The sequence below is a fragment of the Arenibacter aquaticus genome (assembly GCF_003957295.1).
GTDB lineage: Bacteria > Bacteroidota > Bacteroidia > Flavobacteriales > Flavobacteriaceae > Arenibacter > Arenibacter aquaticus.
The window spans coordinates 1-18,192 of record NZ_RQPJ01000023.1; the positions used below are offsets into that span (position 1 = coordinate 1).

Below are 18,192 nucleotides of genomic sequence, written 5' to 3' on the forward strand. Positions count from 1 at the left end.
AGGACGAGACCACGGACGGTACGGATCCCCAGGATCCCTGCGACTATAATCCAGATAGTATAACCTTGCCTCAGAGCGGTGATTACTTGACGGCAGATTGTGATGGCGACGGAGTGACCAATGAAGATGAGACCACTGATGGTACGGATCCTTTGGATGGTTGTGATTATGTGGCCGAACACCAAACCCAGCCTACTTCCACAGATTGGAATGCCGTGGACTGTGACGGCGATGGGGTTACCAATGAGGACGAGACCACGGACGGTACGGATCCCCAGGATCCCTGCGACTATAATCCAGATAGTATAACCTTGCCTCAGAGCGGTGATTACTTAACGGCAGATTGCGATGGCGACGGAGTGACCAATGAAGATGAGACCACTGATGGTACGGATCCTTTGGATGGCTGTGATTATGTGGCGGAACACCAAACCCAGCCCACTTCCACAGATTGGAATGCCGAGGACTGTGACGGCGATGGGGTTACCAATGAGGACGAGACCACGGACGGTACGGATCCCCAGGATCCCTGCGACTATAATCCAGATAGTATAACCTTGCCTCAGAGCGGTGATTACTTAACGGCAGATTGCGATGGCGACGGAGTGACCAATGAAGATGAGACCACTGATGGTACGGATCCTTTGGATGGCTGTGATTATGTGGCCGAACACCAAACCCAGCCTACTTCCACAGATTGGAATGCCGTGGACTGTGACGGCGATGGGGTTACCAATGAGGACGAGACCACGGACGGTACGGATCCCCAGGATCCTTGCGACTATAATCCAGATAGTATTACTTTGACCCCTTCTGCAGATTGGGAAAGTTTGGACTGTGATAATGATGGAAATCCTAACGGAACTGACCCCAATCCTTTGGTTGCTACGGCAACGGACGATTCCGGATCTACCCAAGCCTTAACGGAAGTAGTTATCAACATTCTAGAAAACGATGACTATCTTTCCAATAGTGATCCCAATAATTTAGGAACTACCAGTCTAACAAGGATTGGTGGTGATGCTTCAGGAACACTATCTATGGATGCAGAGACGGGATTATTGACCTATACACCATTGGAATCGGAATCAAACTCTTCTATTACTATTATTTATCAGGTTTGTAATGTAGATCCAGATCCCAATGTTTGTGCCTCTGCCACTGTTACCATAACAGTTGGTTCCAACACAATTGATGCAGTGGAAGATGACTATAGCGCAACACCCATAGCCGGTGATGTTGGCGGAACAATTCCAGATAGCAATGTACTATTGAACGATACCTTGAATGGGGAAACAGTATCGGCAACGGATGTGATCTTGACTTCCACCCCTACAGATGTGTTGACCATTAATGAGGATGGCAGTGTAACGGTGACTCCCGGTAGCGAGGAGGGCACTTATACTGTAAGTTATACCATTTGTGAGGTTGCCAATCCGGACAACTGTGATACGGCGACGGTAACCGTAGTGGTAGGTCCAGGCATGGAGAATATCATAGATGCCGTGGAAGACGATTATAGTGGAACACCCATAGCCGGTGATGTTGGCGGAACAATTCCAGATAGCAATGTACTATTGAACGATACCTTAAATGGGGAAACAGTATCGGCAACGGATGTGATATTGACTTCCACCCCTACAGATGTGTTGACCATTAATGGGGATGGCAGTGTTACGGTGACTCCCGGTAGCGAGGAGGGCACTTATACTGTAAGTTATACCATTTGTGAAGCTGCCAATACGGACAATTGTGATACGGCAACGGTAACTGTAGTGGTAGGTCCAGGCATGGAGAATATCATAGATGCGGTGGAAGACGATTATAGTGGAACACCTATTGACGGTGATTTTGGAGGAATCATTCCTGATAGCAATGTATTGTTGAATGATACACTAAATGGGGAAACAGTATCGGCAACGGATGTGATATTGACCTCCACCCCTACAGATGTGTTGACCATTAATGAGGATGGCAGTGTTACGGTGACTCCCGGTAGCGAGGAGGGCACTTATACTGTAAGTTATACCATTTGTGAAGCTGCCAATACGGATAACTGTGATACGGCAACGGTAACTGTAGTGGTAGGTCCAGGCATGGAGAATATCATAGATGCGGTGGAAGACGATTATAGTGGAACACCTATTGATGGTGATTTTGGAGGAATCATTCCTGATAGCAATGTATTGTTGAATGATACACTAAATGGGGAAATTGTATCGGCAACGGATGTGATTTTGACTTCCACACCTACAGATGTGTTGACCATTAATGATGATGGTAGTGTAAGTGTGGCCCCCAATACCGAGGAGGGCAGCTATACCATTAGTTATACCATTTGTGAAGCTGCTAATACGGACAATTGTGATACGGCAACGGTAACAGTTTCGGTAGAAGAGACAGATGAGGATGAAAAAATAGAGGTAAATCAATTGGTAACACCAAACGGTGATGGGAAAAATGATTTCCTTTTTATTAGAGGGGTTAGAAATGCCAATAATAATAGCATAAAAATTTATAATCGATGGGGAGTTTCCGTATACGAAGGTAATGGATACAACAATCAGAATAACGTATTTGATGGTAGGTCTAAGGCAAGGTCAACTATAACAGGAAGTGACTATTTACCTGCAGGAGTCTATTATTATATATTCCAATATGAAAATAATCAGCAGAATATTACAGATAGTGGTTATATTTATATCAGTAAATAAAATTTGTTTTAGTAGATGATATATAAAAAGAGTCTCCTCGTTACCGTTTTAATAGTGTTATCCGTCTGTACTGAAGTATATGCGCAACAAGATGCACAGTATACCCAGTATATGTACAATACTATGAGTGTCAACCCTGCATATGCAGGTTCAAGGGGGCAGCTGAGTATTGCAGGCCTTTATAGGTCGCAGTGGGTAGGTCTGGAAGGAGCACCTAAAACCCAGACCTTAAACCTGCATTCACCAATAAGGAATAGCAGATTGGGATATGGCATTTCTATTATTAATGACAATATAGGTGATGGAGTGGTGCAGGAAACCCAATTGGATGCGGTACTGTCCTATACCGTGGATGTTTCCTTGGAAGGAAAACTATCGTTCGGATTAAAATTGGGCGGCAATATGTTAAGCCTGGATTTTAATGGATTAAATAACTTTGATTCCGAGAATATTCAGGGAGAGAATATAGACAATAAGTTTTCACCCAATTTTGGAGTGGGCGTGTACTATCATACAAATAAGTTTTATGCAGGTCTGTCTGCCCCTAATATGGTGGAAACCGAATATTTTGATAATTCCCAGCGCGATTCAAATTCTGTACAGTTCCTTTCTAAGGAGCGAATGAATTTTTATCTGATCACGGGATACGTGTTCGATCTAAACAACAATTTTAAGTTTAAACCCGCGGTCTTGACCAAAGTAGTGGGTGGTGCTCCATTGCAGATTGATCTATCTGCTAGTTTCCTATTTAATGATATGTTTAGTTTTGGAGCAGCCTATAGGTGGGATGCAGCATTAAGTGGTATGCTTGGTTTTCAAATTAGCGATCAGTTGATGATTGGACTGGCCTATGACCGGGAAACAACAGAATTGGGAGGAACACAGTTTAATGACGGGTCTTTTGAAGTGTTTTTGCGATTTGAACTAGTGAGAGCTTTCCAAAGGATGGTATCGCCCCGTTTCTTTTAAATAATATAAAATGATAAGAAAATTATTTTTGCTGACGGTGTTATTATCTGTCTCCGGCAATTTACTTTTTGCTCAGGATAGATTGATAAATAAAGCGGACGAAAAATATAGGGACTATTCATTTAGTCCGGCCATAGACATTTATAAACGAGTCTTGGACAAGGGGTATACCTCTGCAGATTTATTAATGAAATTGGGAAACTCATATTATTTTAATGCCGATTATAAGGAAGCTTCCAAGATCTATAAAAGACTCTTGGATGAATATGATGAAGGAATAGGGCCGGAGTACTATTTTAGATACGCTCAGACCTTGAGGTCTTTAGGCCAATATGATTTGTCTAAAGAGGCTATGACACAATTTTCCCAAATGACATCTGCTGATGTTAGGGCCAACCTTTATGCCATGGAAAGAGACTATTTGGCAGAAATAGCAAACAATTCCGGTAGATACAAAGTAGGCACTTTTGAATACAATTCCAGGTATTCCGATTTTGCTCCAACTTTCTATAAACAAGGGTTGATATTTTCCTCGGATAGGGATACCGGTAATTTGGCAAGGTATAGGCATACTTGGAATTCCAAGGACTTTTTAGACCTCTATAAGGTTAATGTAGACAGTAGTTCCCTAAACAAAGTGGTTAAATTTGGAGGGGATATCAATACACGTCTACACGAATCCACTACAGTATTTACCAAAGATGGTAATACCGTATATTTTACTAGGAACAATTTATTTGACGGTAAAACGGTAAAGGATAAAAAAGGAGTGGTCCGCCTAAAAATATTTAAAGCGGTCAAAGAAAATGGGGTATGGAGCCAAATAGAAGAACTGCCATTTAATAGCGAATCATATTCCATAGCGCATCCTGCATTGAGTCCGGATGAAAAATTGCTATATTTTGCATCGGATATGCCAGGATCCTTAGGGCAATCGGATATATTTAAGGTGGCCATCAATAGTGACGGTACCTATGGTACTCCTGTAAATTTGGGAAATAATATAAATACCGAAGCGCGGGAAACCTTTCCTTTTGTAAGCAGTGAAAACATATTATATTTTTCCTCTGATGGTCATCCTGGCTTGGGCGGATTGGATGTTTTTGCCACTAAAATTTCTCAGAACCAATACATAGGGTCCGTACTAAACGTAGGGGAGCCTGTAAATAGTAATTTGGACGATTTTACCTTTATCATTAACGAAGAAACACGAAATGGTTATTTTGCATCCAACAGAAATGACGGATTAGGAGATGATGATATATACAGTTTTGTGGAGACCAAAAAACTAGAGTTCGATTGTATTAAGCCTATTACGGGAACAGTAAGGGACAAGATTTCCAATGAGGTCTTGGTTGGGGCAACGGTAAAGGTTATTGATGAGAAAAACGAGGAATTGGTGTCTGCTATATCTAACTCCAACGGTCAGTACAGTATTGAGATCGACTGTAATCAGGGGAATTTTGTGAGAGCTTCCATGCAGGGCTACGTGCCATCCGAGGAATACTTGAGTATATCCGATAGTAAACCCCGCATAATTGATTTTTATCTGGAGAGGGATATGGTGACGGCTGGATACGGGGATGATTTGGCCAAACTATTACAATTGAGTACAATTTATTTCGATTTTGATAAGTACAATGTACGGCCCGATGCGGAAATAGAAATTCAAAAGGTAATTGCCGCTATGGAAAAATATCCTAGTCTAAAGTTAAAGGTTACTTCCCATACCGATAGTCAAGGAAATGACGCCTATAATCTATGGTTGTCCCAAAAAAGAGCTGAATCTACCGTATCTTATATGATTTCCAAAGGAATTGCAAAGGAACGATTACAGGGAGAAGGATTTGGTGAAACCCGTTTGGTTAACAATTGTGTTAACGGTGTTAAGTGTACAAAGGCCCAACACCAACTAAACCGAAGGTCAGAATTCTTGATTTTGGAATAAAAACTCCTGTTTAAAAAATATTAAAAATGCAGCCATGACCATGGCTGCATTTTATTTTTATACTATACTTGTTGCCAATTTGTTTTGGCTGTATAAGGTTATTCTCTCTAAAAATAGGACTTTGTTATAAGCCCTGTTCCCATACTTAATGCCTTACATGTCTGCCTATACCACAGTATGGCCGTAGTTCACAACATATTATTTGGAGAGCCGAACCTATTTGATATTTTCACCAATTGGCGGAAGAAACTTACTTTTCCAAGTGAAGAGGGAAGAACCTGGCCCTTTGCTCTTATGTGGTTTAAATGGCCTTAGGCACTAAAAATATATGTCAATTGTATCCTTGTGTATGAATTGGAAATTGAAGGGTTTTATACTTACCATATTATTTGTGGTTCTTAGCCTTCCGGTATTTTCCCAGGTTACGGGAGATTATAGGTCTAAGTCAACCGGCAATTGGAATAGCGCCAGTGCATGGCAAATATACAATGGTGTATTATGGGTCAACGCTTCTTCCTACCCGGGACAAAACAGTAATGTTGGTACGGTAACAATTGGTAGTGGCAATACGGTAACCCTTAATGTGGACATAACTTCCTATACCATAGATAAACTTATCATAGGGGATGAATCTGGCGGTACAGATACTCTTTCTTTACCTAATAATGGGGATTTTATCGTTAATATAATGCTCGTGGCCGTTCAAAGTGACGGAGTTCTTACCTGGGTCCAAAATGCGGATCTGCATTTACCTGAAGATGCTATTATTTATAATAATGGTGGGGTAATTGATACGGATAAGAATTGTAATAATTCCCAAAGAATTTATTTAGGAACAAGGGAGTTCTCTTCATGTAAGGGTAATGGTAATTATGAATATTCTTTTGATGAAATAGAAGGTGCCTTGCCGCCTCCAACCAGTGATGGGGACATAACCGAATGTGCCGAAAGCCCTATTCAGACCTTAACAGCATCGGCAACTCCTCCTTCTGGGGCGCACGTAGAATGGTATACTGCCAGCAGTGGAGGGTCTTCGGTATCCCCAACCCTTAATGCCGTAGGAACAGTTACCTATTATGCGGAAAGTGTTGATGATTCCGACTCTAGTAGAAGAAGTTTATTCAGAACGGCTGTTCAGCTTACCTTGATGCCACGTCCTACTATCACGGTAAGTAGTTCTCCAAGATGTGTTTTTAGGCTTTTTTCTCCAACAACATACGAATTGGAAGTAACGGTTAGTTCAGGCTCGGTAACAAGTACAGACGGTACGGTGACCAATACTTCTGGAAATGTGTGGGAAGTGACCGAGGTACCCTCTGGAACGGATATAGTAGTTACGGTAATCGGCGCCAATGGTTGTAGCGAAGACCTTCCGGTTACAGCTCCTAACTGTAGTTGTCCGGTAGTGAGCGCACCTAGTAGTGGAGGGAATGAATCTTATTGTACTGGAGACAGTGTTCCAAATATATCTGCAACCGTGGGATTCGGGGAGACGGTAGACTGGTACGATGCGCCCAGTGGGGGAACCTTATTATTGTTGGGCAATACAACTTATACGCCCAGTGGACCAGGTACTTATTATGCCGAAGCACGAAATACCACAACAAATTGTCTTAGTGGGGCAAGGACCGCTATATCGGTTACGGAAGACACCCCTTCTACAGCTACCATAGGACCTGACCAGTCCATTTTTACAGGGGGGAATGCCATTTTCACTGTTACTACCACCAATGCCGATACCTACCAATGGCAGTTAAGTACGGATGGGGGCACGGTCTTTAACAATATTTCTGACGGTGTAGAGTATGCAGGTACACAGTCCACCGCCTTAACGGTATTGTCGGCGGGTGCTGATAAAAACGGCTACAGATTTCGGGTTTTAGCCTCAAAGTCGGGATCTAGTTGCCCATCAACAACTTCTTCTTCTGCATTATTAACGGTTAAGGTAGGAACTGTTATTACAAACAAAAGAATAACCTATAGGGTTGACATGTAAGCTGACTTCATGTGATAAATTATGATTTTCAAAAATCACCTGCATATGGAGCAAATTAGATTAGAACTCTATAAAATTCTGGCCTGTTGGTATGTTGTTTACTTGAATTCTATTGGGGCTTATAAGCCACTTATCAAATGTATTCGGTTATTTTATCCTGATACCTTTTACTCAAACAACAGCTTGTTAGGTGTAAACCATTATTTTAAGCTCCTTCACAACATATATTGGTATAGGGCGGCAGGGTGTTTTAATTTAGGAGAAATTTTTATCGATTTGGTCATTATTAAATAAGAATAGCTTCCAAATCCAATAATATTCAACCATAATTCCATGAGGGGATTGCAGAAAGCTTCTAAAAATATAACTAATATAAAGGCTTCCTTTTCGGGCATATGCTTTATAGTAGTATTTTTTTCTATGTCTGTCCTAATGGGACAGGATACCTATCGTGATGAATTTAATAATAATAAATCATATTCCGAAAATGATGGGAATTCCAATTTTTCTACTAATTGGATAGAATCCAATGATGATAATAAACCTAATAAAGGACGAATTAGGATAACCGGAGGTAGACTTCGGTTCAACAAAATCGATAGCAATGACGAAAGAATTAAGAGGTCGGCAAATATTAATGGCGCAGGTTCGGCAACTCTGACATTTGATTGGTGGACATCGGGTCTGGAAAATCGGTGGTGGAGCTATGAGGGGCTAGATATACAAGTATCTTCTGATGGCGTTAATTATACCACAGTAGGTACATTAACAGGAAGTTTGTCGGGATCTTTTAGCCTGGATATTACATCTTACGCTTCGGCAAATACAACCGTAAGGTTTATTGGTTCAAGTGGTTGGGGAAGTAATGATTGGGAGGGGGATTCTTATGTTTATATTGACAATTTTCAAATTTCTGCAACGGTAACTCCTGTAATGGTAATAAATGATGTTACGGTAAATGAAGATAATGGTACTGCTGTTTTTACGGTTACCCACACAGGAGCTAATGCTGTTGGACCGTTTACAATAAATTATGAAACCATTGATGATACAGCCCTAACAGGCAGTGATTATACTGCACAATCCGGAGTTCTAGTCTTTAACGGTACAGCCGGTGATACGGAAACCATTTCTGTGCCAATTTTGGACGATACTGTTTTTGAGAATCCAGAAGATTTTAGAGTTCAATTTACTACTGTTTCAGATGCTACTGTTGATATCTCAGATACCGCTAATGGAACTATAATTGATGACGATGCCATCATTATGACAGATGGGGTTACGGAAACCACATGTAGCAACACTTTTTTGGATCCGGGAGGGATAGGAAATTATAGTAGTAATGAAGATGTGGTATATACCATTTGTCCAGATACCTCCAATAATTACATCAGTCTTGATTTTATTGGGTTTGATGTGCCAAGTGGGGATCTTCTTAGGGTTTACGATGGCACAACAACTGGAGGCACATTAATAGGACAATACGATAACAATAATATTCCGGATATAATTGAATCTTCACACAGCTCGGGCTGTTTAACATTTCGGTTCACATCCAATGGTTCCAACAATGGAGAAGGTTGGCAAGCATCAGTAAGTTGTTACCCTGAGGGTCCGAAAATTATAATAGATGATATCTCTTTTGATGAAGATGTGGGGAATGCGGTTTTTACGGTAAGGCAGACCAGAGCAAATCACGGGTACAATTTTTTATTTAGTTATGTTCATGTTCCTTTTACCGTAGATTTTGAAACCGTGGATGGGACAGCATTGGCCGGTAGCGACTATACTGCAACCTCCGGAGCTTTGACTTTTACAGGGGAATTGGGCAATATACAGACTATATCCGTGCCTATTGCCAATGATGGGGTGCCGGAGAATGCCGAAGAATTTACAATCAGATTTACTGGGGCTACCGCTTCATACGGGACTATTAATTATTCGGATACCGGGACGGGAACCATAAATACACAAATTTTGGCCAACGATCCCCTTACACTTTTTCAAGAATTTGATGGATACTATGATTATTCTACCACCGGTGGATCCCTAAGAACCCAAAGTAATAGCGGAAATGCATGCGCCATTACAAATTCATCTTCAAATACCTTGATCTCAACAATCCCGGCAACGGCCACTATAGAGAGGGCTTATTTGTATTGGGCGCATTCCAATACGGTACGGGACCAAGATGTAACATTTGAAGGCCAAAACGTTTCGGCCAATTATCTATATCAGACAAGTCTTTCCAGTAATAGAAACTTTTATGGATATGTGAGTGACGTTACCGATATTATTCGGGGCATTCCAAACCCATCTACCAATACATATGACTTTAGTGATTTGGATATAGATAATACGGGGAATTATTGTTCCACTGCTACGGTACTCGGAGGATGGACTTTAATTGTTTTTTATGAGGATACTTCGTTACCGGCGGTAAATATTAATTTATATCAAGGTTTTGATGGTCTTAGTAATGCCGGAACCTCCTTTACCTTAGATTCTTTTTATGCTATTGCTGGTTCTGGGGCCAAGGCTACTTTTATGTCATGGGAAGGAGATCCCAACTTGGATGGTTCAAGTTCTGGTTCTAGTAATCCAGAAGAACTTTCTATAACCAACCAGGCAGGCAATACCTATGTGCTTTCGCAAGATGGGGGGCAACCAGGGAACAATGCCTACAATTCCAGTATGTATGATAATACGGTAGTCCCAATTTATAACACCACGACTACTTATGGTGTGGATTTGGATACCTACGATATTGCAAGTTATATTTCGCCTGCTGATACCCAAGTAACGGCCAATGTAGATGTAGGTCAAGATTTCGTTATTTCAGCGGCCGTGGTACTTAAGGTTCCTAGTAACCTAATAGCGGGAACTGTATTTGAAGATGTAAATTATCCCGGAGGATACGGAAGAAATAAGGACGTTTCAGGCGCCCAAGGTATTTCTGGAGCCATAGTTGAATTGTTTGACACCTCTGGCAATTTTATGCAAAGAAAAACTACGGACATTAATGGTTATTATTCCTTTGGGGGGATGGCAGATGGAGATTATTTGGTAAAAGCAGTAAGTTCAACGGTACGCTCCAATAGGGGGGGGCTCAATTGCTCTGTTTGCTATCCTATTCAAACGTTTAGAAAATATGGGGGCGCATTGTCATTGGTAGAGGTGACAGATGAAATTGGAGGAGCCGATCCGGCTGCAAAACAGGATGTATCCCTAGGGGTAATAAATAATGCACAGAGTGTATCTACAGTGTCCGTGGCAAGTGACGGGGTTGTAGGGATAGATTTTGGTTTTAATTTTAATACTGTAGTAAACACCAATGAGTATGGACAGGGTTCACTAGAACAGTTTATTGTCAACTCCAATAATCTAAATGAAACAGGATTGGATATTGAGGCCAATTCCATTTTTGATCCAGCTGCAGGGGAGGATACGTCCATTTTTATGATACCTCCTACGTCCGATGTATTAGGGAGAACCGCTGATGCTAATTTTGCAGGGGGATATTTTGACATTAATATTACGGATGCATACCAATTATCAACAATAACAGGGACTAACACTATAATTGATGGTAGGACCCAAACAGCGTATTCAGGGGATACCAATTCTGGAACCATAGGAGATGGGGGGACCAATGTGGGGGTTTCGGCAACGCCTCTCCCAACATATGAACTGCCTGAAATCCAAGTACGTGGAGATTCCAAGGAACTGTTTAGATTGGAAGGAAATAGTGCTACCCTTCGCAACTTGGCAATATATACGGATGATAAGTCGACCGTTCAAGTGAATTCGGGTACGGCATTTCTATATGAAAATCTCTTGGGCGTAAATGTTTTAGGCGCAAAAGCAGGGGATTTGGAATACGCGGTCGAAATAAAAGACGGTGAGGCAACTATAGCGCGTAACTATCTGAGTGGCGCCGAAGAAGCAGCAATTCTTATTGACGGAGGCACATCCACAACAATAACCAACAATCATTTTACGAACAATGGAAGCGATGAATGCAAACCTTCCATAGAGCTTAAGGATGGGGTGGGTATAGTAATTGAGACTAACCTCATTGATAATTCAGGAGGGTTTGGGATTGATGCGGAAAATATATCCTCGCCAATAACTATAGATCAGAATACTATAACTACTTCTGGTTTTATGGGAGGCGACTGTCTTGCAGGAATTATTTTGGGTAATGATGATGCTTCAATCACAGGAAATATAATTCATGGCAATGCAGGTTCGGGACTTGAAATTGTAAACAATAGTTCTGGAAATTTAATCTCTCAAAATTCCTTTTATGCGAATGGTACTGCTGGTCCTGCGCTTGGAATCGACTTGGGACAAGATGGAGTGACCCTGAACGATTCGGGAGATGGCGATAATGGCCCTAATGGATTGTTGAATTTTCCAATTATAGAGGCAGCTTTTGCAGCAGGAACCAACCTAGTGGTAGAAGGATGGTCCAGACCTGGGGCAATAATAGAGTTATTTTTAACAGACGTAAATGAGGGAAGTGCCACAGCCGGGGATAATCAGTTTGGATTTAGTGCCGATTATGGAGAAGGCCAGACCTATTTGGGAACGGTAGTAGAAGGTAGTGGATCCGACATTGCAAGCGGAACATCAAACTATACGGACCTTGATGGTAACACGGATAATACCAATAGGTTCAAATTTAGCATACCCCTTCCAGCAGGTGTTAAAATAGGGGACTTTCTCACTTCAACCGCTACTATATCGAATTCCACATCAGAGTTTTCCCCGCAAAGCATAATAAAAGGTTATACTGTAATTACCAATAGAAGAATTACGTATAGGGTAAAGAAAAATTGATTGAAATAGCTCCTTTTTATTTTGCAATCTTATACTAACAGTATGATTATTTGTTTTAGTTGAATGAATAGAACCAGTAAACTTCATATTTTATAGGCTATACAGTGTTATTACAGCCCTATACAACAATTATTTTCCTCATTCCCATAGTCTTATAGCTTTGTAGTCTGGTAGCTGCCTTCCTGTATTTTCTTATGCAACTATCTTAAACTAATTGTATAAAAAAATAGAATGCAGTTTGCTGCCTTAAATAAAATTCTCTTTGGTTTGTTGGTGTTCCTTGTTGGAATGGCCTCGGCCCAGACTACCATTACCTCACAAGTGTCTCAAGGGAACGATGACGCAGAAGAACAGCTTTCAAATGGAAGTATGGATCTGGGTAGTTCTGATTTGGAATTGACCATGGACGGGGGTACCAATCAGTTGGTGGGGATACGTTTTCAAAATATAAACATACCCCAAGGAACCACTATTCTAAGTGCCAGTATTCAATTTACTACCGATGAGACCAATAGTGGCAGTACTTCGGTTACTATTAGAGGTGAGGATTCGGATAATGCCAATATTTTTGCCAGTTCCAATTATAATATTTCAGCCAGGACATTAACAACAGCGTCTGTGACCTGGAGTAATATTCCTACGTGGAATTCCGTTGGACAGGCCGGCGCTAATCAACAAACACCTGATATAACATCTATTGTCCAAGAAATTGTAAATAGAGGAGGGTGGAGTAGTGGTAGTGCCATGGCTTTTATAATCAATGGCTCGGGGGAGCGTACGGCAGAGGCTTATAACGGTGATTCGTCTAGATCACCGGTTTTGACCATTGTGGCCGACTTTACACCACCTCCACTAACGCCCTTGCCCACAGTAGTACCCAACCCAAATAGGGGACTTCCCTTTATTTACTATATGGCGGATAATAGGTCGGAGTTGTATTCCGTAGCGCCAGATCCGACAGCTACACCCTTGCCTTCTCCAAATGTAATCAATATAACCTACGGAGGATCCCCTATAACTTTTTCAGGGGAAGGTGGTGGCTATAGGTCATCCAACGAACAAGTATATGTATTTGAAGGAGGCGAACCCACCTCAAGTTCGCATATGTACTCCATTGATCCATTAACAGGAATTGCAACCTTGGTAAAAGCAGATATTGTACCCGGACATGTGGAAGGTGCAGAATTTTGGATCAATAACAGCACTGGAGAAGAAGTACTTGTAATTGTTTATAACAATGGAACCAGTGGTGGTGCCGATCGTATAATGGCGATCAATCCAAATGCCAGTGGATCACTACCGGCTTGGTCACCCTACGCCGGTTACCCAGTAATACTATCTGGCGATAGGACTTCTGCAGATGGTATTTCGTGGAATCCCGATACAGCAGAATTTTATATTCAGAACGATGGTAATGTAGATTATTATACAGTAGATATAACCACTGGGGTTACCACATATGCCTTTTCTACCTCCTTGGGTATAGACGGTGAGGGAATTACCTATGCAAGTGACGGAACAAACTATATTGAAGATGAGGACGATGTGGGACTGGGAAGGACCATTTTTATAGTAAATACAGATACTGGAGCCTTAACACCTGCAGCTCAATTGGGAAGTACCGGTGATGTGGAATCCATTATGGGGAACCTTGGGGTTAGGGATGATAGTGGAGATGCACCTTCCTCATACGGGTATGCATCTCACCGACTGCCAGTATTGGTAGGCACAGGGGTTTCACTTTATTTAGGTGCTATTCCCCCAGATAGTGAAGATCCATTTGTCAATTTTAGTACAGGAACCAGTGATGATGATAATGGGGATGACGAAGATGGTGTAACGAGTGGATCCCAAGATTTTAGCGGCCAGTTATTAAGTCTTGGGCAGGTGAAGACAATAGATATAGCTACGAATGGTTCAGGAGTGCTCAACGCTTGGATCGATTTTAATAGAGATGGGGATTTTGAGGACTCCGGTGAGCAGATTGCTACAGATTTAATGCCTTCGGGAGGGGCCATTACTTTGAATGTTTCCATTCCGGTTACCGCTAGCCCAGGGGTTTCTTATGCTCGATTTCGATACTCATCAGATACCGGCCTAGCTTCTGGAAACTCAACTGCCAGTGATGGGGAAATAGAAGATTATCAAGTTATTATTCAAGATGCTATCAGCTGTCCAGCAGGCGAGACCAATGAAGAATATACTACCTATGGCCCCGTTTACGCTAACGCAGTAATTGTAGACAATAGTGTGGGCAACCAGAACAATGCATTGGGAAACAACAACTCCACTACAGCCCAATTCAACAGCAACGGTGATGAACTGGTACTGGAAATGGGGGAAAACATAAATAGTGGGGATAGTGTTACGGTATACGGTGAAGATGGTGATGATTTGGATATCTGGGTGTCTTCAAGTGCTACCGGTCCATGGGTTTCCGTAGGGAACAATGCACAACTTGATTATACTTTTATTTCACCAATCAATTGGCTTTACATTCGTTTAAAAAGAGGTGATGGTAGTGGTACTGAAAATGTTAGTTTTATAGAGGCTACAAAATCGTACTCCAATTATAGATGTGCACCGGATAACGATGGGGACGCCATCCCTGATCAGTCCGATTTGGATGATGATAATGATGGTATTCCGGATACGGAAGAATGTGAAGTGGTCGACAGTGGTCATGATGGGTCATATTCCACCACTGATTTTTCCCTGAATATTTCTAGTGCCGATCCCAACAACATTACCGGAAGCCATATTTTGGAGGAGATTACCCTTAAAGGCAGGACGTTTGGGGATTTAATAGCACCGGATGCCTATAGTGCAAGTTATAACAATATCAATGCCAATGGGCGGGTGTATCTATCGGATCATACCGTAAAGTCCTTTGACTACTATAATAATCCTAATTTTTCCGATCAGATAATACCTAGTTTCCAAAGTAGGGATTTAAATTATTATCATGCAATGGACAATTCTGATTATACGGCAGATCACTATACTTTATCTTATAATTCTCCCATTATTTCTACAGGAGATGTTACCTTGATTATCACCGAAAGAAACGGAAATAACCCTTATTACGTTGAGGCTCTAGATGCAGAAGGGGCTATTTTGGGTAACATTTCAGTAAACCTTTCTGATTATGTGGATACAGGTCACAAGGTAAATAACTATCAGTCCGGAGGAATGTTCGTTGCTTTGTTTCCAATTGATGACATTGCCCCTTTGGGCAGCAAGGTAAGTGCGTTAAGAATGACTTTTCCAGGAGCCAGCTCCGATGGTCCGGATGGAAAGGTGTTTTTCTTTGGCGATTTTTCCGCAGCAAGTTGTGATTCAGATTCCGATGGCATTGCCAATCACCTAGATCTGGACTCCGATAATGATGGTATCTATGACGCTGTTGAAGCCGGTCATGGCCTAAGCCATACCAATGGGGTGCTTTCCGGACCTTATGGTTTAAATGGATTGTCCAATGCGGTTGAAACATCCTCTGAAAGTGGGGTAATTAATTATACCATTATAAATACAGACAGTGCAGACTTGGTAGATTATTTGGACGAAGATAGTGACAATGATGGTTGTAATGATGCTAACGAAGCCTATGCCAATGCAACCGCTGACGCAGATGCCAATGGGCATTACGGAACTGGAAGCCCCCCAGCAGTAGCTAACAACGGTGTTGTTACCGCAGCAACTTATACAAGTCCGGCAGATGGTGACACAAATGGGACTCCGGACTATAGGGAGGCAGAGGTAGCCCCCACAATTAATACACAACCCACAGATGAAAGTATTTGCGAGGACAGTGATACCTCTTTTACGATAGTGGCATCCAACGTAGATACTTATCAATGGCAATTATATAATGGGTCAATATGGGAAAATCTCTCAGATTCAGGAATCCACAATGGTTCTAACACGGATCAATTGAGTATATCTAATGCCCAAAACTCAGATAACGGCAATCAATACCGGGTAATTGTCTCCAATTCAGGCTATATATGTTCACAAGAGACCTCAGACGTGGTTACTCTTACCGTAAATCCCAAGCCAAACATCACTGTTACAGCATCCCCAACTTGTAATTTGTTTTTAACTGCATATTCCCTACAAGTGGAAGTAAGTATGGGGACGGTTACCAGTACAGCGGGTACAGTAACCAACACCTCCGGTAACAATTGGAGTATTGCCAATGTTCCTTCAGGAACTGATATAACCCTTACAGTGACTGACATTAATGGATGTGAAGAAACTCTACCGGTAACAGCACCAGATTGTTCTTGTCCTACAGTAAACGCACCTAACAGTGGTGGAAATAAGGCCTATTGTTCTGGAAATCCAGTTGCTGAAATTAATGCCACCGTAGGAGCGGCACAAACCGTAGACTGGTATGACGCCGCATCTGGTGGCAGTTTGTTATTGGCAGGGAGCCTAACCTATACACCTAGTGGCCCAGGAACCTACTTTGCTGAAGCAAGAAATACGATTACAGCCTGCCTAAGCGCAACTAGAACCCCTATCACTGTTACAGAAGATATTCCTTCCAACGCAACAATAGGTCCAGACAACACTGTTTTTGTAGGGGATAATGCTACATTCACTGCCTCAGTTGCCAATGCTGATACCTACCAATGGCAGCTTAGTACAGATGGTGGTGTTGTTTATAATAGCATTGCCAACGGGGTTGATTACGCGGGTGCACAGACAACCACCCTTACAGTGAATTCTGTGGAGGTGGATATGCAGGGGTATCGGTACCGTCTGCTTGCTTCAAAATCTGGGTCAAGTTGTACTTATACGGCCTCATCTTCAGCATTGCTAAGGGTGAAGGTGAAAACAGTTCTTACCAACAGAAGAATTACGTATAGGGTAAAGAAAAATTAGAAATTTTTCATCCTAGATAATTCAAAATCAAACATTTGTTTTTAGATCATTTTGTTCGATAGCTGTTACTGTTATTGGGATGATCGATGAGTGAAATAGTAATAAATCACTGTTTTTTTTTAATCATAACCTCAACTATCGGTGTATAGACAGTACAAATATAGGGTTACACAACATTTATTTCCCGCAGCCAGTCATACTGCTAATTTTGTAGGGTGTTATAAATCGGTTTTGCTAAATGACAACGGTTTTATCTAATTACTGGCAAATTACCAACCCAACGAAGACCAACTTAAGTAAAGTATTTATCATGAAGAAGGCAATTTTATTAATCATGTTTCTAATTTCCGGATTTGCCATGGCGCAGACCACGGTAAATTTAGAAGACCAATGTAATTGCGAGGTGCTAAGTGGCACACTTGTTACTGCGCCCGGAGCAACTACGCCCACTGGGGCCGATGTTGGAGACGTATATGTAAATACAGATACAGGTACTATCTATTTCTGGGATGGCGATTCTTGGGAGCTGACATCAACAGACAGTCAGCAACTTCAGGTCTTTAGCTTTAATCCGGTTAATAATGAATTGACACTTACCCTAGAGAATGGGGGAAGCTTTAATGCCGACTTAAGTAGTCTTGCCGGTGATGGAAATATTACTTCTACTACAATAGATGTTGGTGGCGACATAAACGCCTTGTTGGGGGATGTTACTTTGGAAATTGCGGATAATGCAGTTACTAATGCAAAATTGGCCGACGATGCGGTTCAGACAGAAAATATACTAAGTGGAGGTAACGACAAGGTATTGGTTACGGATGCAGTGGGTA

7 protein-coding genes are annotated in these 18,192 nt (G+C 41.7%); all 7 read left to right on the forward strand.

Annotated elements, in window-relative coordinates; all coding sequences use genetic code 11:
• Positions 1–2,714, forward strand: a 2,714-nt coding sequence (locus EHW67_RS19880; RefSeq protein ID WP_158285157.1) for a gliding motility-associated C-terminal domain-containing protein, incomplete at its 5' end; no start/stop codon positions are given.
• Between the two features lie 15 nt (positions 2,715–2,729).
• Positions 2,730–3,683 carry a PorP/SprF family type IX secretion system membrane protein gene (locus EHW67_RS19885; protein WP_126164164.1) on the forward strand — a complete coding sequence of 318 codons (954 nt, stop codon included), beginning with the start codon at positions 2,730–2,732 and terminating at the stop codon, positions 3,681–3,683.
• Between the two features lie 10 nt (positions 3,684–3,693).
• Positions 3,694–5,631: an OmpA family protein gene (locus EHW67_RS19890; RefSeq protein WP_126164165.1), complete on the forward strand. Its 1,938-nt coding sequence runs from the start codon at positions 3,694–3,696 to the stop codon at positions 5,629–5,631.
• A 349-nt stretch (positions 5,632–5,980) separates the two neighbouring features.
• The gene (locus EHW67_RS19895) at positions 5,981–7,627 is read left to right on the forward strand and encodes an Ig-like domain-containing protein (RefSeq protein ID WP_126164166.1); all 1,647 of its coding nucleotides are present in this window, start codon (positions 5,981–5,983) and stop codon (positions 7,625–7,627) included.
• Between the two features lie 420 nt (positions 7,628–8,047).
• Positions 8,048–12,472, forward strand: coding sequence for a Calx-beta domain-containing protein (locus EHW67_RS19900; RefSeq protein WP_126164167.1), 4,425 nt, complete (start codon positions 8,048–8,050; stop codon positions 12,470–12,472).
• A 231-nt stretch (positions 12,473–12,703) separates the two neighbouring features.
• Positions 12,704–17,362 carry a GEVED domain-containing protein gene (locus EHW67_RS19905; protein WP_126164168.1) on the forward strand — a complete coding sequence of 1,553 codons (4,659 nt, stop codon included), beginning with the start codon at positions 12,704–12,706 and terminating at the stop codon, positions 17,360–17,362.
• Positions 17,363–17,672: 310 nt separating this feature from the next.
• The coding region (locus EHW67_RS19910; RefSeq protein ID WP_158285158.1) for a hypothetical protein at positions 17,673–18,192 on the forward strand (520 nt) is incomplete at its 3' end.